The following is a 20156-nucleotide window of genomic DNA, read 5'->3' as shown; positions in this document are numbered from 1 at the left end:
GGGATTTTTTATTTCAATGTGTATTATTGAGATATTCTGAAAAAGGTAGTCATTCTACATATTATTCAAAGCATCTACTAATTGTGTTTTCTTATTTCGACTCAAAGGAATCTCATAAGCACCTACTTCAACATTCTTACTGTTAAAGCGATCAATTTTATCTAAATTCACAATATAAGATTTGTGGATTCTCAAAAATTTTCCTTCTGGTAGCTCCTTTTCAAAAGCTTTCATTGTAGATAATACTACAAGGCTGTTTTCTTCTGTTACAACTTTTACATAATCGCCTAAAGCTTCAATCCATTTAATATCCTTAATATAAACTTTACGCTTTTTAAGGTTACTCTTCACAAAGATGTGCTCGCCATCAGTTTCGTTAAAGTCCAATTTTAACTTATGCTGCTCAATAGCTTTTTCTACGGCAGTGTTAAAACGTTCTTTTGTGATTGGTTTTTGAAGATAGTCGGTAGCGTCGTAATTAAATGCTTTAAAAGCATATTCGGTTTTACCTGTAACAAAAATAATTTGGGGTTTGTTGTTGAGTACATCTAAGAGTTCAAAACCGTTTAATACAGGCATCTCTATATCTAAAAAGATAAGATCTACTTTATGAGTATTAAGACCGTTTTTTGTTTCTAACGCACTGCTGTACTCTGCAATAAGGTTAAGTGAGGAATGATTCTCAATTAACTTTACTATAGAGAGGCGCTGAATCGCAGAATCATCAACAACTACACAGTTTAAAGTCATAACATTAATAATTTATTAGGTTAAGATATCGACAATAGTACAATAATTTCGGTTAAAAAACAAATTTTACCGACAAACTGTAAAATTTAACATAATCTTTAGTGCAAAAAATGTTTGAAACTTTACACTCAAAAACGTTGCCAGAATTAGAAATAATGTGTATTTTTGCAGCCGTTTTAACAATAAACAAATATAATTTATTATGAATCATTATGAAACTGTTTTCATCTTGAATCCCGTTTTATCTGAAGAACAGATAAAGGAGACAGTTAAGAAATATGAGGATTTTCTTGTTTCTAAAGGTGCAAAGATGATAGCCAAAGAAGATTGGGGCTTAAAAAAGTTAGCTTACCCAATCCAAAACAAAAAAAGTGGTTTTTATCACTTATTTGAGTACCAGGTAGCTGGTGAAGTTATTGAAACTTTAGAGTTAGAGTTTAGACGTGATGAGCGTTTTATGCGTTATTTAACTGTAAAATTAGACAAGCATGCTATTGCTTGGGCTGAGAAGAGAAGACAAAGAAACAAACAAAAAGCTTAATTATGTCATCAATAGAACAACAAGCAAAAGGAAAAAAAGATGGTGAGATTAGATATCTTACACCATTAAATATAGAGACACAAAAAACAAAGAAGTATTGTCGTTTTAAAAAGTCTGGTATTAAGTACATCGACTACAAAGATCCAGATTTCTTATTAAGCTTTGTAAACGAGCAAGGTAAATTGTTACCAAGACGTTTAACAGGAACTTCTTTAAAATACCAAAGAAAAGTATCTGTGGCAGTAAAAAGAGCTAGACACTTAGCTTTAATGCCATATGTTGCTGATTTATTAAAATAAAATATCATAACAATGGAACTTATATTAAAACAAGACGTTGAGAATTTAGGATTTAAAGACGATATTGTAACAGTTAAGAACGGTTATGGTAGAAACTTTTTAATTCCTCAAGGACATGCTGTAATGGCTACACCATCAGCTAAAAAAGTATTAGCTGAAACTTTAAAGCAACGTGCTTATAAAGAAAAGTCAATTATAGAAGCTGCTCAAAAAACTGCTGACGCTTTAGCTGAGTTAGAAATTAAGATTGCTTCTAAAGTTGGTGCAGGTGATAAACTTTTCGGATCTGTAAACAATATAGATTTAGCAGCGGCTTTACAAAATGAAGGTCACGAAATTGATAAAAAATATATCAATGTTATTGGTGGTAACGTAAAGCGTTTAGGTAAATACAATGCTGTAATTAGATTACACAGAGAAGTTACTATAGATTTACCATTTGAAGTAGTAGCAGAAGCTTAATATTTTCAAATTAAAATAAATAAAAGCCGTTTAGTTTTCTAAGCGGTTTTTTTGTTTACACAATTATGAAAAAAATACTATTATTAATTCTCCTTATCGGTTTTATTGGCTGTAAAAAATCCAAATCAAGCTATGATGGTGTGTCTTGGATAAAGAAATCTAAACTCATAGATGTTTTTAGAGCATCAAAATCAGATTATCCGAATATAAGTGTGCATCGTGGCGGAAAAGGTATAAAGGGCTATCCTGAAAACTGTTTGGAGACCCTACAATATGTAAGTGATAGTATTTCAGCAATTTTTGAAATTGATGTTGCCCAAACCAAAGATGGAAAATTAATTTTAATGCACGACAATTCTATAGAAAGAACTACAAACGGAAGTGGCTCAGTGAAAAACCTCACTTATGATGAATTAAGGAGGTATTATCTAGTAGATGACTTTGGAAACAAAACCAATTATAAAGTGCCTCTATTTTCAGAAGTCTTAAAATGGTGTAAAGCTAATGATATTATCTTAACCATAGATGTTAAGCGAACTGTGGTGAGTGTATCTTCCGTGATAAGTGCTATTGAATATGCCAATGCAGAAGATCATTGTATTATTATTACCTATGATGTTGAACAGGCAGAACTTGCCCACAGATTAGCACCAGACGTATTACTTTCGGTTTCAGCAAGAAATCATGAAGAGTTTGATAGATTACTAAAAACAGAAATACCAACAGAAAACATGCTTGCTTTTACAGGTACACGTCTATCTGACAAATCTTTATATCAAAGACTGCATAACGAAGATATAGTTTGTATTTTGGGTACATTGGGCAACTTAGACAAACAAGCAGAAGCAAGAGGCGATGAGTTATATCTGCGATGGAAAAAACTAGGAGTTGATATTTTAGCTACCGATAGACCTTTTGAAGCTTATAAGGCGATTAATTAAATTTAAATTCTCTATCTTAAAGATGAGGATGTCACACTGAGCGCAGTCGAAGTGGAAATGAGAAACAAATATAAAATAGAGTATAATTAAAAGAGATTCCCACTTTCGTGGGAAATATTATGAAATACGCAAGATTAACAAAAGAGCAGTTTGAAGAGTTACACCAAGAGTTTATTAATTTCCTGGCAACACAATCTATAACTGCTGATGAGTGGGAAGACATTAAGAAAAATAAACCAGAAGCTGCAGAGCAGGAGCTAGATGTGTTTAGTGACCTTGTTTGGTATGGTGTATTGAGTAAAGTAGAATACTTAGAGCATATTTCGCCAAATCATATTCATCTTTTTAAATGTAGAGAAAACGACATGCACTTAATAGCGCTTAAATTAAAGGAAGATAAAACTGATTTAACAACAAAAGAAGGATTTCAGTGGTTAAGGGATAACTTATTGTCTGATGATATTGAATTTTTCAACGCAAAGAAAGATTACTCAGAGGATAAACATCAGGATATATTTAAGTTAATTCAACAAGGTGCTAATATTACCAAAGGTGAGTTGTTTCAGTATTTTGAAAAGTTGATTAGGAACTAATACCTGCGAAAGCAGGTATCTCTCAGCAAAAAAGGAATAAACCTTGCTTAAAGGTCTTTATTGGCAAAAACTTACATAATTACTATGATAATTTCTAAGCGTGATTAGGAGATTCCTGCTTTCGCAGGAATTTTATTCATATCTAAGTGACTCAATAGGATCTAAACTAGCAGCTTTTGTGGCTGGATATAACCCTGAAATAATAGCCACAATAAATGCTATACTGGTTGCCCAAATCATCGCTACCCAAGGTGTGGAGAATTCGAGTTCAAAACCTGCTGCAACTCCCCAACCAATTAAGATGCCTAGAATAATTCCTAAGATTCCACCAAGCTGACCGATTATAATGGTTTCCATAAAAAACTGAAACGCTATTGTTCTTCGTTTAGCACCTAAAGCTTTACGCACACCAATTTCTCTAGTACGCTCACTAACAGAAACCAGCATAATATTCATTAATGCTATTGTAGAGCCAAAAATGGTAATAATACTAATTACCCAAGCTGCGATATATAAGGTATTTGTATTATCTGCTACACGATTTATAAGGTCTTCACTTCGTTCTATACCAAAATTATTTTCTTCTACTGGGTTGAGTCCACGCACATTTCTAAAGGTAATAATTGCATCATCTTGTGCACCTTCTAGCATGTCAGTTTTATCCACTTTAACACTAAGCGTATAATTAATATTTGGATTGGTAAAGATAGATCGAGCTTTTTGAATTGGCATAATCACCCTCAAATCCTGATTGTTACCAAATGTTGAGCCTTTTTCTTTTAAAACACCAATGACTTTAAATTTAGAACCTCTAACACTTATGGTTTTGTCAATTGGGTTTTCATCAGGAAAAAGTGCTTTTTGCAAATCGCTACCAATAACACAAACCGCATTATTGTTTTCTACGTCTGCAAAATTAAGCGAGCGACCATTTTCTATTTCTAAGCCAGAGTTTTCGATATAATGTTCATTGGCACCAATAACTGCAACTTCTGGGTCTGTTTTTTCATTCTCATATTTTACTTCAGATGCGCCAGAACCATAGAACGATACGGCAACTTTAGTATATGGATAATCGTAGTTATCAATAAAATCTTTAACGTTTCTGTAGCTTATAACAGGATTAACTTTTTGACGCTCTCTACCACTTTGGCGTTGTGCTCTAAACTCATAACGTTGAAAATTAAAGGTATTCGCACCCATTGAAGAAAAATTACTTGAAATAGTATTCTCTAAAGCCGATACACCGCTTAGAATACCGACTAGTGCCATAATACCAATAGCAATGATTAAAACCGTTAAAATGGTACGTAGTAGCTGGCTTTTTATAGAACCAAAAGCAATTTTTACATTCTCTCTAGCTAATGAAAACATAGTTATGTCTAAAGTTAGTTGGGTTGTTTAAAACCATAAGACGTCTCAAACACCATAAAGTTACTATAAATTTAAAATTACTTGGGTTTGCCTCTAAAAATTATAATATTTTTGTGACTTAAATATGAAGTTTCACTAAAAGAGATTCCTGCTTTTGCAGGAAATGTTATGGCACAAAAACCAAGTATTCCTAAAGGTACCAGAGATTTTAATGCAGTAGAAGTTGCAAAACGTTCTTATATAATGAACATTATAAAGGAGCAATTTGAGTTATACGGATTTCAACCTATTGAAACACCAAGTTTTGAAAACTCAGACACTTTAATGGGAAAATATGGTGATGAAGGAGACCGTTTGATTTTTAAGATTTTGAATAGTGGTGATTATCTTAAAGATGTGCAAAAAGATGTAATACGTTCACACTTTGTATTCAAAAATTTCAATACCGTTATTAATACTTACGATGTTTTTTTTGATTATTCAGATAACTTAGTAGAAAATTTAGAAGAAGATTATAATACAGTAATTGAATCATATCAAAGTGGAATGGGAGATGATAAGCATGAGGATGATGACTTAATTTATGATTTCGTAAAGAAGATAAAAGAGGAGTTTATTGAATTTGCAAAGGGTATTAAAACTTTTGAAAGTGATAAAAAGAAATATGAATTACGTAAGTTTAAAAGTGAACAAGAGTTTAAATTTCTTTTAGAGTATATTGGAAAATATAATATTTTAAATTCGTCCAAAGTAGCTGGTGCAATCTCAGAAAAAGCCCTTCGTTACGATCTTACAGTGCCATTTGCACGTTACGTAGTACAGCACCAAAACGAGATTGAGTTTCCTTTTAAACGCTACCAAATTCAACCAGTTTGGCGAGCAGACCGTCCGCAAAAAGGACGTTTTAGAGAGTTTTACCAATGTGATGCTGATGTAGTAGGTTCTAAATCTTTGTTTCAAGAGGTTGAATTTGTACAACTGTATGATGCTGTGTTTACAACTCTCAATTTAAAAGGTGTTACCATAAAAATCAACAATCGTAAGATATTATCTGGTATTGCAGAAGTTATCGGAGCACAAGATAAACTGATAGATTTTACGGTTGCTTTAGATAAGCTCGATAAAATAGGCGAGGAGAAGGTAAAAGAAGAAATGCGTAGCAAAGGTATTTCAGAAGATGGTATATCTAAACTTCAACCGTTATTCTCTTTAGAAGGCGAGTTCGGTACGCAAGTAGAAAGCCTAAAATCTATTTTAAATACCTCTGAAATTGGTCTAAAAGGTATTGAAGAATTAGAGTTTATAGATGCTTCAATTTCTAAATTAGGATTAAAAACAGCTAACCTCCAATTAGATGTAACTTTAGCCAGAGGACTTAATTATTACACAGGTGCAATTTTTGAAGTGGCTGCACCAGAAGGAGTTAAAATGGGCTCTATTGGTGGAGGTGGTCGTTATGATGATTTAACGAGCATTTTTGGTAAACCAGATACTAGTGGAGTAGGAATCAGTTTTGGATTAGATCGTATCTATTTGGTATTAGAAGAGCTTAATCTATTCCCTGAAACTATTGCAGATGCAACCAAAGTACTATTTATCAATTTTGGTGACAAAGAAGCTATGGCTTGTTTACAAGCAGTGACCAAATTACGACAGCATGGAGTAAAAGCAGAGTTATATCCAGACGATGCAAGAATGAATAAACAAATGAAGCATGCTGATAAACGAAACATTCCTTATGTAGTTTTAGTAGGTGAGGAAGAGCTAAATTCTGGTACATATACCCTTAAAAACATGCAAACAGGTGAGCAACAGCAATTAGAGCTTAAAGACTTGCTAGCAGCATTAAAATAAAAACTAGAAACATATAAAATAGAAAAAGCCCTGAATACTTCAGGGCTTTTTCGTGGTTAAGATTTAAGATTTGGGGCAAAAATTACTTTACTAAAACCTTCTTAGTCGATACTGAACCGCTTACAGTATATAACTTAATGATATAAGTTCCAGTACTTAAATTCTTAACTTCATATTCAGAGTAACCGCTCTCTGAAATACTTTCAAATCTGTGGACAGATTGTCCGAGCATATTAAATAGTTCTATAGATTTTACTTCTATCAGGTTAGGATTTATTAATACAATTTTCTCTTTGTCGTTAGAGTATAATACGTCTATGCTGTTTAAGTGTTCATCATCAATTCCAAGCGAACCTGCAGTAATTTTGAATGCGATTTCAAAACGATCTAAGTATTCACCTTCATTTAAGAATATTTCGTAATCACTTATTCTTAAATCGTGGAATAGATTTAATGATTTATCGTGTAAATAAATATTAACATCATTAGGTACATTTTCTAGAGCATTGATTGTAAACGTACTTATGCCATCAGCACTAGTTTTTACACCTAGAGGATAAACTGTATTTAGATTAGCATTATCATTAGCTTGAATGATAAACTTCTCACCATCAATCATCCAGAACATATCATCTGTCTGATCTTCGTTTAGATGTGCATCGTATGCCCAATCTACACCTTCTGTTGTGTTTTCGTCAATAGTTAATAAAAGCTCTCTCTGTAAGTGCATTGTATTACTAGCTCTGTAACCAATTCTAAACTTCATTCTGTCATCTACATCTTCGTTATTTTGGTTATTAGAAGCATTTGTAGTTCTCATGAAAACAGACGATGCACTTCCTTCTTTTACAAACGCACGTTGATCGTTTTCAAATGTTATGTTTCCGTTACTAATACCAGTTACAAAGAACCCTTGACTTACAGGTACATATCTACCTGGTGTTTTAGTACCTACACCAACTTGTGCCACATCTGGATCTGGTGCTGGTGCTGGCACACCACCTGAAAGGTTGTATATAGCATAACCACCTTGGTATTCTTGTAAGATGTGAGATCCACCTCCCCAATGTTCCCAGAACTGAAGAGCTCCAGTTGTATTTGGATTATCAAGAATAAATTCATCAGCATCTAAGGCAGAAGCATAAGGATTACCAACTAAATAATCATTATTAATGTTAATAGTTAGACTAATATCTCCATTATTAGGTTTTCCTAAGAATACATAGTTTTGGTCATCTAAAATACCACCAGTTGCTGGACCTTTCATAGTAAATCCTTCACCAGCTAAAATGTTTCCAGTACGTCTTACATGTTGCCATGCAGAGTAATCGTCACTGGTTAGATTAGCAAATTTCCATATCCAGTAATCAGCAATTGTTATTGGAGTAGAAGCACTACCATCATATCCTGAATTTGAGAAATTAACAGAAGTTGTACCATCAAACATTACATCTTGTACTGTATAACGATAATTATTGGTTGCGATATCTACATCACCAACAGGTGCAGACCAATAGTTGTATGTGTAAGTGTCTGCAGTACCTTGCTGATCTTTTTCTAGTTCTCCATTAGTGTCAACTAACAGGTCGCTATCTTCAGTCTGAATTAATTGCGAATCACCTTCTAAATCAATCTTACCTGTTAAACTCAGGTAGTGTGATACGGTAATACCATTACCTGCATTAGTTGCATTATCACCATCTAATGTTAATTCATTAGCATCAACATAAAGTCCAAGTACAGTTCTGTTTTCGTTATTACCAGATGGTAATGCACTATTATCCATGGTTACATTGTGTGATGTTCTAACAATGTTCCAATCTATAGTTGTGTTGGCATCTACAATAGATGCAGTACCTGGCATGTATTGTACAGTACCGTTTGTCCAAGTAGCGTTAGTATCCCAATCACCATTTTGAGCTGACTCGTATGGCAACGGAGCAGTTTGTCTGTCTACAGTATCAAGATTTCTTAAGGCACCTTGATTACCGTTTCCTGAAGCATCATCTGTGTTTGTATATGTATAAACAGACATAGGGTAGTAGCCTGCTAAATCACTCCAAGGAACAGCATTAATGTCGTTTTTAGTAATAGAAGTTGGTAATATTTTACCCATTACTTGACCGGAATTGTCATCAATCTCCTGATTCATTACAAAACGTAATTGGTCTTCTGTTAAATCTGTATTCCATACACGTACTTCGTCAATATTTCCTTGGAAATGTTGTGTTGTTGTGCCTTTACCAGCTGCTGCTATTACAAATGAATGGTTAGTTGTTGTTGGTGCAGTTCTATTTGCGGAATTATCTAAAACACCATCTATATAAATAGATATAGTACTACCATCGTAAATTGCTGCGACATGATGCCATTCATCATCGGGAATGCTTGTCGACGATGATATTGATTGAAAACCTCCATCTCGCCACATCATTTGAATTCTATCATTGTTAAGAATTCTCAAGTCATAACCAGATGAAAATGAAGTGTTTCTTTTTGATAAAATAGATTTTGTACCACTATCAGTAGCATCACGTTTTATCCAAGCAGAAATTGTAAAGCCAGAAGGATCTAAATCTAAGTTGTCCTCTACGTCTATATAATCTACAGATCCATCAAAGTAAACCGAACGTACAACTTCAACCTGTGGTGCGTAACCAAATGTGATATATTTTGTACCATCAAAATCATACTCAGTTTCTAAGTTGCCATTACCATCAGATGTCATAACTCTATAATCTGCAGTAGGGTCAAAAACACCTGTACTAGATATAAACATGTAATAACTACCTGGAGGTGATATATTTCTTATGGCGTTTTGTGGAATTCTTACTTTAACTGTTGGGATGTCTCCACCGTTTTCAACAACTTTCCAGATACGTTGCATACCAGTAAAAGTAACATCTGTATTTAAGCTTGGTGTTATACCAGCACTCATGTTTACCGAAATAACAGAAGCCGCTAAGTTTAAGTCTACACCATTATTTCCCCACATTAAAAACTCCTTGTCATTAAATGTTGTTGGGTTAGTAGATTTGTTGATATTATTAGTATCATAAATATCGGTTAATCCCATAGTTAGAATACCTTCGATACGGCCAGTTCCATCTGCAGCATTATTAACACTTCTGGATTGTTTTTGATTTAATTCTGAAGCATCATCTCTACCAATACCAGCAATGTCATAATTGTAACCGGCATTTGCAGATTGATCCCAGATTACTGTTCCATCACTATCTACATAGTCTTGCGATGTACCGTTAACACCAAGTGTAATACCGTATTTAATACCTAAATAGGATTGAATTCTGTTTCTTTCTTGAGTAAGATCTGTGTCATTTTTTCTTGAAGAATAAGTAATAACTTCAGCAACTCTTGCATTTAATGATGCTTCCCAACCTTCACTTCGTCCAATCCACCATCTAGAGTCACTGGTATTCATGTACTCAGCAATGTCATTTTGATTTGTTTCAATGTCATTTGCGTTGTAATACAATTCTTGTTGGGTGTTTCCTGTATTATTCCTTGTATTTATGATACCTACATTGTCATAGCTAGAACCAGTGCCAATTTCGGCAACTGCATAACCATCACCACTTTCAGTACTTGTGTAAGAATCATGAGCATAAATGATAATTTCACCACTAACTCTACCAGAGTAATCTCCAAAACCAATACCAGTAGCATCTTCTGCAGGTGTATCTAAGTGTGCATCGCTACAGAATACATCCATAAATCCAAATGAGTTATTTACAGGTGTTTCGTCTGGTATTAGAACGATAAATACTTCTTGTGTAAAGTATCCATAATCACCAGATAAGAATTCTGAGCTTGTACTATCATGAGAGTAATCGGTATCTTTAGTAAAGGTAGAGTACGTATTATCAAATTCTATCACTGGATTAAAGTTGACATTTCTAGTTGCGTTATCATAGTATGTTGGTGCCTGTGCAGTTTCTTGTACTCTTGCATCAGAACCTAAACCTTGATCTACCCAAGCTGTTACATTCTGTCCGTCTGTATAGCTATGGCCATCATCAGATTTTAACCATAATGCCAAATCAGTTGTAACACCACCAGGTGCTGTTGTTGGGGTTGGGTCATCAGTAACAGTTATCATATCAATCGCCATATCACTAGTTGTACCAGCACCAGCGAGACCTCTAATTCTAAGTCTTATAGTTTGTCCAACATAACCATTAAGATCAACACTTACAGCAGTAAAAGAACTATTGGTAGAAGTATGTACCTGGCCAACCTGTGAAAATAATGTAGTTGGGTACGAAAGACCGTTGTCTGTACTTAACTCTACATACAAGTCACCCATAGATCCACCAAACATGTGGAAAAAGAATGTAAATCTTGGATTTGTAGCACTGGTTAAATCAAAACAAGGACTCGTTAATTGAGCTGTAGTACCTGTATTGCCGTCAGCTTCAGTAAATATGTAAAAACTTCCATCTTGTGCAGCACTTGGGCCAGTATTAGCAGTTGGTGTAGAACCATTTGTTCTAGACCAATTGAAATCATCGTCTAAGCCGTTAATATCTTGCGTCCATAAACCAAAACCTGATTCAAAGTTTTCCTCGTATGGAAAACTAGATACTGTTGATGTACAAACACCAGGAGTAATACCATAGCCTTGTATGCTAAAATTATAAGGGTTTTCATCACTATCACCATTAACAATACTAACAGTGGCAGTTCTCAAGCCTACAGCACTTGGGTCAAATGTAATGTTGAAAGTAGTGCTGCCAGAAGCAGATACAGAAGCAGCAGGAGATGCTGTTACCGAAAAATCCGCAGCATGAGTTCCACCAATAGTTATTGTGCCCACAGATAGGTTTGCAGTTCCAACATTTTGAATAGTGAATGTATTAGTATCAGTTGCACCAGTTACAGAGATGGCGCCAAATTCAGTATCATCTGCTGTGGTAGGTGTTACATCACCATCAGCAATTGTTACTCCATTACCTTGAATATTGATTTCTGGAGCAGGTGTATAACCTGTACCTTGAATATTAAAATTATACGGATTTTCACTACTATCGTCATTTGCAATAGAAATAGAAGCCGTCCTTAATCCGTCAGCACTTGGGTCAAAAGTAATTTGAAAAGTAGTAGAACTGCTAGCACTTATTGGAGTTGAAGGTATAGCGGCTATACTAAAGTCTGCTGCATTTGCTCCAGATATTGTGACATAAGGAGATCCTCCAGTCAAGTTAAGATTTAGTGTTCCTGTATTCTGAATCGTAAATGTATGTGTTTGAGTACCACCTGCTGTTACAACATTACCAAAATCGGTGTCGTCAGCAACTGCAGGAGTTGTATCACCATCAACAATGTTTGTACCATTTCCTTGTATGTTTATTTCTGGTGCAGGTGCACCTCCATTTACGATAATGCCGTAATCTTCTACCTCTCCATCAAAACCTGTTTCACAGTTTGTAGGATCGGCATTATATTTTGCAGCAACACGCATTCTGGTAGTACCAATAGTAGCACCAGCAGGAATATTTATGGTTAGTGGTGACAGGTTAGTAGTACCACTTGTTACATTTGTAGCGCTACCTAAGTCATATGCTTCACCAGGATCATTAAAGTCATAATCTTGATTCCAGTCTATCCAAGCAAACGCATGTACAGTGTAATTACCGTCAGTATTAACACTTACACTTAGAGTCTCTGTACCACCTTGGGTTACTGTAGCAATATCAGTTGCTGTGAAGTCTTCATAGCCGTTATCTTTTGTTGGGCCATCAGAGTTATTGATAGACTCAAAAGTTACATTGGTAATACCGGTTTGATAAGTAGTGTTACCAGAAGCGGTACAATAACTCGGTGATGTAGTAAGGCTTAAATTGTCAATTGCAAAATCACTTGTATAGCTTGTGCCAGTAGTTGCATTAAATCTTAATTTTATCGTTTGTCCCACATATGCCGTGAGATCAATGGTATCTGTATTCCATGCATTTCCTAAATCGCCTGAAAATGTTCTTAAGGTGGTTGGGTAAGTGGAACCATTATCTGTACTTACATCTATATTTAAAGTACCCATAGCAGCACCATACATATGATAACTATAGTTAAAATATGCATTGGTTTCTGAAGTTAAATCAAAACATGGGCTTTCGTAATTAGCAACCATATTTGGAAATCCAGTACCATTTGTAGAGGATTCTACATACCTATACCATGTGTCACCATTACCAGAACTTGGTCCTGTACCACCTGATGGTGTTCCTCCAGAGTCTCTGATCCAATTTAGATCATCTCCTCCGTCTTGTGTCCAAGAAGTAGTTGCAGATTCAAAATCTTCGGAGTATGGATAACTTGTTATTGTTGTACCACACGTCTGGGAATTAACTTGTAAACTATAAAGAATTGTACATAAAAATAAAGCACAACCTTTTAAGGTTAGAGTAAAAGTTTTCATAAGCGGTTAAGTTTAGTTGGGACTAAAATTATGTTACAAACATAGATTTATATTCTATAAAATGCAAAAAAAATCGATGAAATGCACATTGTAAATTGTAAACACTTAAAAAACAAATAGTTATAAATAATGTGTTTTTTAATTTAACTAATCTAATTATTAGTTTGGAATTTCTATAGAATATATTCTTAAGTGAAGATATTAGTTGGCGATATAAAGTGTTTTTGTTGGATTAACAAAATCTAAGACTTTTATGGAAAGTACAGGTTTATTGAATATAAACATACTTACAGCTTACCTTCCTTATTATATTAATAGGCTTTTTTTTGGAGTATTTTTTTCGCTGAAGTTTATAAAAAAACCCAACACTTAGTGTTAGGTTTTTTATTTTGTAGCGAGATCGAGATTTGAACTCGAGACCTCCGGGTTATGAATCCGACGCTCTAACCAACTGAGCTACCTCGCCATTTTTTGCGGTTGCAAATATATAAACAAAATCTAGTACAACAAACAATACATTCTAAAAAAATATTTTTTACTGAAAGTTTTGAATTGTATCATAATTGCATATATTGAGCAAATAATTAAATGCTTCTATGGACGATAAAGAAAAATACGAAATGGAGTTTGTGATACAAGCATCTCCATCTTTAATATACCAATATATATCTACACCTTCTGGACTTTCTGAGTGGTTTGCAGACAATGTAAATTCACGTGGCGAACTATTTACATTCATTTGGGATGGCTCTGAAGAACAGGCTAAATTGCTAACTAAAAAAAGTGGAGAACGTGTAAAATTCCGTTGGCTGAGTGACGAAGAAGATGGTGCAAGCTACTATTTTGAAATTAGAATTCAAGTAGATGAGATTACCAAAGATGTGTCTCTTATGATAACAGATTTTGCTGAAGAAGATGAAATCGATGAAGGCAAAATGCTTTGGGATAATCAAATATCAAGCCTTAAACAAGTTTTAGGCTCACGATAACCAGTAACTAACTCAACTATTATATCTTTGTCTCGGTTTAATTTAACACTAAATCGAGACTTTTTTTATGGTAAATTTTAATGGAAGCCTTATAAACTCTACAGAATCTTTTTCCACTTCAGAAAATAGAGGTTATAAATATGGCGATGCACTTTTTGAAACTCTAAAAGTAGTTAATGGTAAAATCTTTTTTTGGGAAGATCATTACTTTAGACTTATGGCATCTATGCGTATAATGCGTATGGATATTCCTATGAACTTTACTATGGAATTTTTAGAATCTGAAATTCTAAAAACGATTGATGCAAACAATTTATTAAATTCTTCTGCGAGGGTTAGATTAAATGTTGATAGAGGCGAAGGTGGTAAATATTTACCTGATGAAACTTCTACAGTAACTTTCAATATTATAGCAGAAACTTTTAATGAGCCTTTTTATTCAGTTAAAGATGGGCAAACCTATGAAGTAGATTTATATAAAGACTTCTTTATTGCACCTGGTTTACTTTCTGGTTTAAAGAACAACAATAAAGCAATTCAGGTAATGGGAAGTATATATGCTAAGGAAAATGACTTGGAAAACTGCCTAGTACTTAACACCAATAAATCTGTGATAGAAGCTTTAAACGGAAATTTATTTTTAGTTAAAGGCGATAAAATTAAAACTCCACCACTTGAAGATGGTTGTCTTAAGGGGGTGATGCGTAAGCAAGTTTTAGAAATATTATCTAAGGATGTTAAATTATATACTGAAGAATCTTCAATAAGCCCTTTTGAACTTCAAAAAGCAGATGAGTTATTTATAACAAATGTTATAAAGGGCATTGTACCTATATCAAAATACCGTAAAAAAACTTACGACAACGATTTTGCAAAAAAACTTGTTGATAAATTGAATGCAAAAATAAGATTAGGTGCTTAATTATAGCTTGGATTTTCAGGTGCATTAGACCATATTTTATACTCTCCACCAAGTTCTAGCATTTTCTCACGCCAAAATGAATTGCATGACTTTGCTATAATCTCATTGTTGTAGATATTTTCAGAGACGAGCCAAGCGTTAGATTCTAACTCATCATCTAATTGTTGCTCTGCCCAACCAGAATAACCTAAGAAGAATCTAATATCATCTTTAGTTATTTTGTTACTATTTATAAGATCTAAAACAACATTGAAATCACCACCCCAAAAAATACCGTTAGATATTTCTATACTATTTGGGATTAATTCTGGTGATTTATGAATAAAGTATAAGTTATCCTGTTCAACAGGGCCACCATTATAAACAGTGAAGTCTGAGTCTGTACCTTCTATGAGGTCTTTTAAGTTGTATTCCAGAGGTTTGTTTAATATAAACCCAACAGAACCTAGAGCATTGTGATCTGCTAAAAGAATCACTGCTCGGTTAAAAGAAATATCACCGATTATGGATGGTTCTGCAATTAGTAAACTGCCTTTTTCGGGTTTAATCATTTTTAAAAATCCTCTAAATCTTAATTAAATCTAGAATATTTTTGCCACTTAAACAACTTAAAGGCTCTAAAATTAAGGCAAAAAAAAGCCTGCTCATTGAGCAGGCTTAATATTTTAAGAAAAAAATGTCTTAGTTTACAGCGTTGCTTAAGTCAGAACCAGCCTTAAACTTCACTACATTTTTAGCTTTAATCTTGATAGTTTTACCAGTTTGAGGGTTTCTTCCATCTCTAGCAGCTCTTCTAGAAACTGACCAAGATCCAAATCCTACTAAAGAAACTCTGTTTCCTTTTTGTAAAGCTCCTTCAATGTCAATTAACATAGAATCTAATGCTTTTTTTGCAGCTGCTTTAGTAATTCCAGCATTCTCTGCCATACCATTGATTAAATCTGTTTTGTTCATAAATTTTAAATTTAAATTGTTAAATATTCGGTTTTTAAAAAGTGATTTCTAAAAATCCGTACACAAATTTATCAGTAATATTAAGTCACGCAAGTAATAGCAAGGGAAATCGGCGATTTTGTTAATAAATCATGCTATTTGTTAATAAAGCAATGCATTTTATCGGATTTTTCACTATCTCAATAATAACAAGGCTTTACAGAAGTTTAGCGTTTTTAGAGAATTCAAAACCATTTAAAAGTGATTTTGTATCCATTTTTCGCTTACCAGGTAACTGCATTTCTTTTACTTTTATATAACCTCCTTGGCATGAAACTTTTAGTTCTGTCTTATCAGAAAAAATTAATCCTGCTTCAAAATTATGAGTTGCATATTCTTTTTCTACACCATAAAGTTTAATAGATAATAAATCTTCTTCATTATTATCTAGGTAACACCAAGCTGTTGGAAAAGGATTTAATCCTCTTATCTTATTATATATGGTATCTAAATCTTCCGACCAGTCTATTTTACAATTATCACGGTTAAGTTTATAGGCGGTTTTTAAATCTTCAGATTTTGGCTGAATGGTTGTTGTTACATTTCCTTTTTCAATAAGTTGTACTGTTTTCACTACAAGTTTACTTCCTATAGTCATGAGTTCATCGTGTAGCTCTCCAACTGTAGTATTCTCGCTAATATCTGTTTCTTCACTAAGTATTATGGCTCCTGTATCAATTTTTTCATCTATAAAAAATGTGGTGACTCCAGTTTTCTTCTCACCATTAATAATAGCCCAATGTATTGGAGCTGCACCTCTGTATTGCGGTAATAAAGATGCGTGTAGATTAAATGTACCATATTCAGGCATTTGCCAAACGACTTTAGGTAACATTCTAAAAGCAACAATAATTTGCAAGTTGGCATTAAGTGCTTTTAATTCTTCAATAAAAGATTCTGCTTTAAGGTTTGTAGGTTGAAGAATATTCAGGTTATGTTTTAATGCAAACTCTTTTACTGCTGATGCCTTTAATTTTTGACCACGACCAGCTTTACGATCTGGAGCTGTAATTACTCCAACCACATTATAATCATTTTCTAAAAGTGCTTTTAAAGTGGCAACTGCAAAATCTGGAGTTCCCATAAAAACAATTCTTAAATCGCGTTTTTCAGTCATAGTAGTCTGTAAGTGTTTGAGTCTGTAATTTTAATTTTATTGGTTTCAATGAGTGTTTTAAGAGCTTCTATTAATGTACTTTCAGTACAGTTTAAGGACATTAATAATTGGCGCGAAGATAAATCTTCCTGTTCTAAAGCTATAAGTATTTGTTGGGTTAGATTTGCGGAATTAATTTCATGGTTTGATTTATTCTTAGTACAAACCGAGCAGATCCCACAATTATCTTTCGATTTTTCGCCAAAGTATCCTAGCAATTGTCTGTTTTTGCAGACGTTATCATTATTTACATAATTTATAACAGCTTCAACCTGTTGATGCTTCAATTGGTATTGTTGCTTTATAGTTTTAATTATAGGATTTATAGTTATTTCATCTTCACGAGGCTTTAAAAAAGTGATTTCAGAGTCCGTATTTGCCATTTCAAGACTAATAATTTCGTCTTTTTCTAATAGTTGTAATTGTTGAAGCACTTTTTTTTCAGGTAACCCAGTTTTATCAATGACCAAGTTAAGATTCACTTTTGTGTCGTAATCAAAAATGCCACCATAGGTTCGGAGTAACACTTTAACTAAGGTATTGAGTTCTAAATGACGCTCTAAATATTGGAATAAAGCGTTGCTGGTAATCAAAAACTGAATCTTAGTCCTAAAGTTAAAATGCTGCGTTAGGGCTATGATGGAGTTGCGGTCTAAAACTGTAAGTGTATTATATGTAATGCTAGGATTTAGTTTATAGGTACTACAAAATGTTTTAAAATCGAATTGATACGTGCTGTTTTCTCCTTCACCATAAGCTATTTGAAAATAGTTGCATAGCTTTTTGTATATGTTCTTTACGTAGTCAGAAGATGGTAAAGTACTCAAAAATTGATTTTTTAAACGCTCCTCATCAATATTCTGTTTTAGTATTATGCCATTTGCTAACTGACCATCTCTACCGGCTCTTCCTGCTTCTTGATAATAACTTTCTATACTTTCTGGTAAATTATAATGTATAACGTTTTTTACGTTGGGCTTATCAATTCCCATACCAAAAGCAGTGGTGGCTACCATGATGAGTTTCTGCTCACTTAGCCACAATTGTAACCGTTCATTTTTTTCTTTGTTTGTAATACCACCATGATAAAAAGTAGATGAAAAACCTTGCGCCTCTAGGTAGTTACTTATGTCTTTTGTAGCACGTCTATTTCTAACATAGATTATAGAACTTCCTGGATTTTTACCTAATGTATGTTTTAACTGAAATAATTTGTCTTCAGTTTCAACTACCTGATATGCAATATTTTTTCGTGTAAAAGAAGCTTTAAATATTTTTGGTGCAACAAAATCTAAATTGGAAACAATATCGTCTATAATACTGTATTTGGCAGATGCGGTTAACGCTATACAATTAACTTGAGGATGAAGTTCCCTTAAAATTGAAATATGCTTATAAGCTGGTCTAAAATCATTTCCCCATTGACTAATACAATGGGCTTCGTCTACCGCTATTAAATTTACCTGCATAAGTTGCAAACGTTCTTGTACTAATGGTTGCTGTAAACGCTCTGGTGAAAGGTATAAAAACTTGTAATTGCCATAAATACAATTATCTAGTTGCGTGTCCAGATCTTTGTAAGACATGCCAGAAGTCAATGCGATAGCCTTGATGCCTTTTTGTTTTAAGGTATTTACTTGGTCTTTCATTAAGGCAATAAGCGGTGAAACCACAACGCAAATACCTTCCTTCATAAGTGCAGGAACTTGAAAACAAATTGATTTTCCACCACCAGTTGGTAGCAAAGCAAAGGTGTCTTCATTTGCTAATACAGAATTGATAATGTCTTCCTGTAAGGGTCTAAAAGACGTATAATTCCAATACCGTTCTAAAACTTCAATAGGATGCATTACTACAAATTTAAGACCTCTAGGATAAAATCGGTCCTTTTTTCTATAGTTTCAAACGGTACATCAATAAGTTGATAGCCAAATCTCATGTAAGTTTTTAAAAGGTGGTGATGTATTTCTATAGCTTGTTCAAAGGTTTCGTAGCGCTCACTATCGCTTGTAAAAATTTCTTGCCATGGTGCTAATACAAAAACATAATTGTATCGGTTGTTTTGTGAGGCATCACTAAAATATTGAGGATATTTGTCACCTATATAATCCATATAAGCCAAAATGTCTGGTATACCTCTGTCTAAAAAAACAGTGTTGACAGACTCGTTAGAGGCTTCATTATACTGCCTTAATCTGCCCTCTAAAAGTTTTTCACTAAACAGCAAAGGTTCTGTTAGGAATAGTTGTTCTATCCCATCTTTTCTTGCTTGTAGTGTGACTTCTCTAGAGATTTCATCATAACACAAAAAACCACGATGTTTTAAATGATTGATTATTGATGATTTTCCGGTACCAGGACCACCTGTAATAACGATTTTCTTAGGACTCAAATTGGCAGTATTTTTGCAGTAAAAATCGTGATAAAAAATTAAAACCAAAAATGTAAAGTAAGATGTATCTTTGCATTAATAAAAATCGATAATGGATAAGAATAAAAAATCGGAAGAATTTTACAAAAAGCTAAAGTCACAATTACAAGATACAGCACTTTGGCCAACGGAATATTTATATAAATTTATAGTCATTTCTGAGACTTCAAAAATAGAAGAAGTTAAGGCACTATTTAATCATACAGGTGCAGTAATTAATACAAGACCATCCAAGAATGGTAAATACACTAGTGTATCCGTTAATGTAAGAATGAAAAATCCTGATGCAGTTATCGCCAAATATAAGGAAGTAGGTGAAAAAGTTGAAGGAGTAATTTCTCTATAAAATTTCCTTGAACCTAGCTATTTTTTTGTACTTTGCGACAAAACCTAGAAACTTCGGGTTTATATAATT

General features: G+C 33.6%; 17 protein-coding genes and 1 tRNA gene. 9 read left to right on the top strand and 9 right to left on the bottom strand.

The features are described 5' to 3' along the window. Nucleotides 1–54: 54 nt before the first annotated feature. A complete protein-coding gene (locus ACXAFS_RS10105) occupies nt 55–750 on the bottom strand; it encodes a LytR/AlgR family response regulator transcription factor (protein WP_076620930.1) in 696 nt (231 codons plus the stop codon). 202 nt (nt 751–952) lie between these two features. On the opposite strand from ACXAFS_RS10105, the gene rpsF reads away from it, so the two are divergent. From rpsF to ACXAFS_RS10080, 5 genes are all read left to right on the top strand, one after another. After that, the gene (rpsF, locus tag ACXAFS_RS10100; RefSeq protein WP_331810172.1) at nt 953–1291 is read left to right on the top strand and encodes a 30S ribosomal protein S6; all 339 of its coding nucleotides are present in this window, start codon (nt 953–955) and stop codon (nt 1289–1291) included. Continuing rightward, on the top strand, nt 1291–1590 hold the full coding sequence (gene rpsR / locus ACXAFS_RS10095; protein ID WP_171032511.1) for a 30S ribosomal protein S18: 300 nt from the start codon (nt 1291–1293) through the stop codon (nt 1588–1590). The genes rpsF and rpsR overlap by 1 nt, the downstream gene beginning before the upstream one ends. Before the next feature lie 12 nt (nt 1591–1602). Continuing rightward, nucleotides 1603–2052 carry a 50S ribosomal protein L9 gene (rplI, locus tag ACXAFS_RS10090; RefSeq protein WP_475306731.1) on the top strand — a complete coding sequence of 150 codons (450 nt, stop codon included), beginning with the start codon at nt 1603–1605 and terminating at the stop codon, nt 2050–2052. Nucleotides 2053–2117: 65 nt separating this feature from the next. After that, the gene (locus ACXAFS_RS10085; protein ID WP_475306729.1) at nt 2118–2993 is read left to right on the top strand and encodes a glycerophosphodiester phosphodiesterase family protein; all 876 of its coding nucleotides are present in this window, start codon (nt 2118–2120) and stop codon (nt 2991–2993) included. 119 nt (nt 2994–3112) lie between these two features. Beyond that, nucleotides 3113–3586, top strand: coding sequence for a DUF6495 family protein (locus ACXAFS_RS10080; protein WP_475306728.1), 474 nt, complete (start codon nt 3113–3115; stop codon nt 3584–3586). A gap of 132 nt (nt 3587–3718) precedes the next feature. On the opposite strand, the gene ACXAFS_RS10075 is transcribed toward ACXAFS_RS10080, so the two are convergent. Beyond that, nucleotides 3719–4960, bottom strand: a complete 1242-nt coding sequence (locus tag ACXAFS_RS10075; RefSeq protein ID WP_475306727.1) for an ABC transporter permease — start codon at nt 4958–4960, stop codon at nt 3719–3721. A 168-nt stretch (nt 4961–5128) separates the two neighbouring features. On the opposite strand from ACXAFS_RS10075, the gene hisS reads away from it, so the two are divergent. Beyond that, the gene (hisS, locus tag ACXAFS_RS10070) at nt 5129–6814 is read left to right on the top strand and encodes a histidine--tRNA ligase (RefSeq protein WP_475306726.1); all 1686 of its coding nucleotides are present in this window, start codon (nt 5129–5131) and stop codon (nt 6812–6814) included. 82 nt (nt 6815–6896) lie between these two features. Here hisS and ACXAFS_RS10065 read toward each other — a convergent pair whose 3' ends face one another. Together ACXAFS_RS10065 and ACXAFS_RS10060 are read right to left on the bottom strand one after the other, a co-directional pair. Continuing rightward, nucleotides 6897–13250, bottom strand: a complete 6354-nt coding sequence (locus ACXAFS_RS10065) for a DUF8202 domain-containing protein (protein ID WP_475306724.1) — start codon at nt 13248–13250, stop codon at nt 6897–6899. A 392-nt stretch (nt 13251–13642) separates the two neighbouring features. Beyond that, a tRNA-Met gene (locus ACXAFS_RS10060) sits at nt 13643–13716 on the bottom strand. 130 nt (nt 13717–13846) lie between these two features. Between ACXAFS_RS10060 and ACXAFS_RS10055 the strand changes: the two genes are divergently transcribed. Together ACXAFS_RS10055 and ACXAFS_RS10050 are read left to right on the top strand one after the other, a co-directional pair. After that, nucleotides 13847–14239: an START-like domain-containing protein gene (locus ACXAFS_RS10055; RefSeq protein ID WP_076620980.1), complete on the top strand. Its 393-nt coding sequence runs from the start codon at nt 13847–13849 to the stop codon at nt 14237–14239. Nucleotides 14240–14306: 67 nt separating this feature from the next. Continuing rightward, entirely contained in the window at nt 14307–15161 is an 855-nt protein-coding gene (locus ACXAFS_RS10050) for an aminotransferase class IV (RefSeq protein WP_475306723.1), read from the top strand. Here ACXAFS_RS10050 and ACXAFS_RS10045 read toward each other — a convergent pair. The 5 genes from ACXAFS_RS10045 to ACXAFS_RS10025 form a co-directional block, all read right to left on the bottom strand. Further along, on the bottom strand, nt 15158–15712 hold the full coding sequence (locus ACXAFS_RS10045; RefSeq protein WP_475306722.1) for a YqgE/AlgH family protein: 555 nt from the start codon (nt 15710–15712) through the stop codon (nt 15158–15160). The two genes, ACXAFS_RS10050 and ACXAFS_RS10045, sit on opposite strands and share 4 nt — an antisense overlap. A gap of 130 nt (nt 15713–15842) precedes the next feature. Next, complete coding sequence (locus ACXAFS_RS10040) at nt 15843–16115, bottom strand: HU family DNA-binding protein (RefSeq protein ID WP_076620986.1); 273 nt, start codon at nt 16113–16115, stop codon at nt 15843–15845. 196 nt (nt 16116–16311) lie between these two features. Then, nucleotides 16312–17271, bottom strand: coding sequence for a methionyl-tRNA formyltransferase (fmt, locus tag ACXAFS_RS10035; RefSeq protein WP_475306720.1), 960 nt, complete (start codon nt 17269–17271; stop codon nt 16312–16314). Continuing rightward, nucleotides 17268–19160 carry a RecQ family ATP-dependent DNA helicase gene (locus ACXAFS_RS10030; protein WP_475306719.1) on the bottom strand — a complete coding sequence of 631 codons (1893 nt, stop codon included), beginning with the start codon at nt 19158–19160 and terminating at the stop codon, nt 17268–17270. Before ACXAFS_RS10030 ends, fmt begins: the two co-directional genes overlap by 4 nt. Nucleotides 19161–19162: 2 nt before the next feature. Beyond that, on the bottom strand, nt 19163–19702 hold the full coding sequence (locus tag ACXAFS_RS10025) for an AAA family ATPase (protein ID WP_475306717.1): 540 nt from the start codon (nt 19700–19702) through the stop codon (nt 19163–19165). Between the two features lie 91 nt (nt 19703–19793). Here ACXAFS_RS10025 and ACXAFS_RS10020 point away from each other — a divergent pair, with 91 nt between their 5' ends. Continuing rightward, nucleotides 19794–20087 (top strand): DUF493 family protein, encoded by a 294-nt coding sequence (locus ACXAFS_RS10020; RefSeq protein ID WP_138434207.1) that lies wholly within the window; start codon nt 19794–19796, stop codon nt 20085–20087. Nucleotides 20088–20156 lie beyond the last annotated feature (69 nt).

The sequence above is a fragment of the Winogradskyella sp. ABM4_392 genome (assembly GCF_056160445.1).
The sequence above is the reverse complement of the archived record's forward strand: the minus strand, read 5'-3'. Positions and strand labels throughout refer to the sequence as shown.

Bases quoted from the DNA above. Each gene is read 5' to 3' on its own strand.
- ACXAFS_RS10105 (WP_076620930.1), bottom strand. From the start codon at position 750: ATGACTTTAAACTGTGTAGTTGTTGATGATTCTGCGATTCAGCGCCTC.
- rpsF (WP_331810172.1), top strand. From the start codon at position 953: ATGAATCATTATGAAACTGTTTTCATCTTGAATCCCGTTTTATCTGAA.
- rplI (WP_475306731.1), top strand. From the start codon at position 1,603: ATGGAACTTATATTAAAACAAGACGTTGAGAATTTAGGATTTAAAGAC.
- ACXAFS_RS10085 (WP_475306729.1), top strand. From the start codon at position 2,118: ATGAAAAAAATACTATTATTAATTCTCCTTATCGGTTTTATTGGCTGT.
- ACXAFS_RS10080 (WP_475306728.1), top strand. From the start codon at position 3,113: ATGAAATACGCAAGATTAACAAAAGAGCAGTTTGAAGAGTTACACCAA.
- ACXAFS_RS10075 (WP_475306727.1), bottom strand. From the start codon at position 4,960: ATGTTTTCATTAGCTAGAGAGAATGTAAAAATTGCTTTTGGTTCTATA.
- hisS (WP_475306726.1), top strand. From the start codon at position 5,129: ATGGCACAAAAACCAAGTATTCCTAAAGGTACCAGAGATTTTAATGCA.
- ACXAFS_RS10065 (WP_475306724.1), bottom strand. From the start codon at position 13,250: ATGAAAACTTTTACTCTAACCTTAAAAGGTTGTGCTTTATTTTTATGT.
- ACXAFS_RS10055 (WP_076620980.1), top strand. From the start codon at position 13,847: ATGGACGATAAAGAAAAATACGAAATGGAGTTTGTGATACAAGCATCT.
- ACXAFS_RS10050 (WP_475306723.1), top strand. From the start codon at position 14,307: ATGGTAAATTTTAATGGAAGCCTTATAAACTCTACAGAATCTTTTTCC.
- ACXAFS_RS10045 (WP_475306722.1), bottom strand. From the start codon at position 15,712: ATGATTAAACCCGAAAAAGGCAGTTTACTAATTGCAGAACCATCCATA.
- ACXAFS_RS10040 (WP_076620986.1), bottom strand. From the start codon at position 16,115: ATGAACAAAACAGATTTAATCAATGGTATGGCAGAGAATGCTGGAATT.
- fmt (WP_475306720.1), bottom strand. From the start codon at position 17,271: ATGACTGAAAAACGCGATTTAAGAATTGTTTTTATGGGAACTCCAGAT.
- ACXAFS_RS10030 (WP_475306719.1), bottom strand. From the start codon at position 19,160: ATGCATCCTATTGAAGTTTTAGAACGGTATTGGAATTATACGTCTTTT.
- ACXAFS_RS10020 (WP_138434207.1), top strand. From the start codon at position 19,794: ATGGATAAGAATAAAAAATCGGAAGAATTTTACAAAAAGCTAAAGTCA.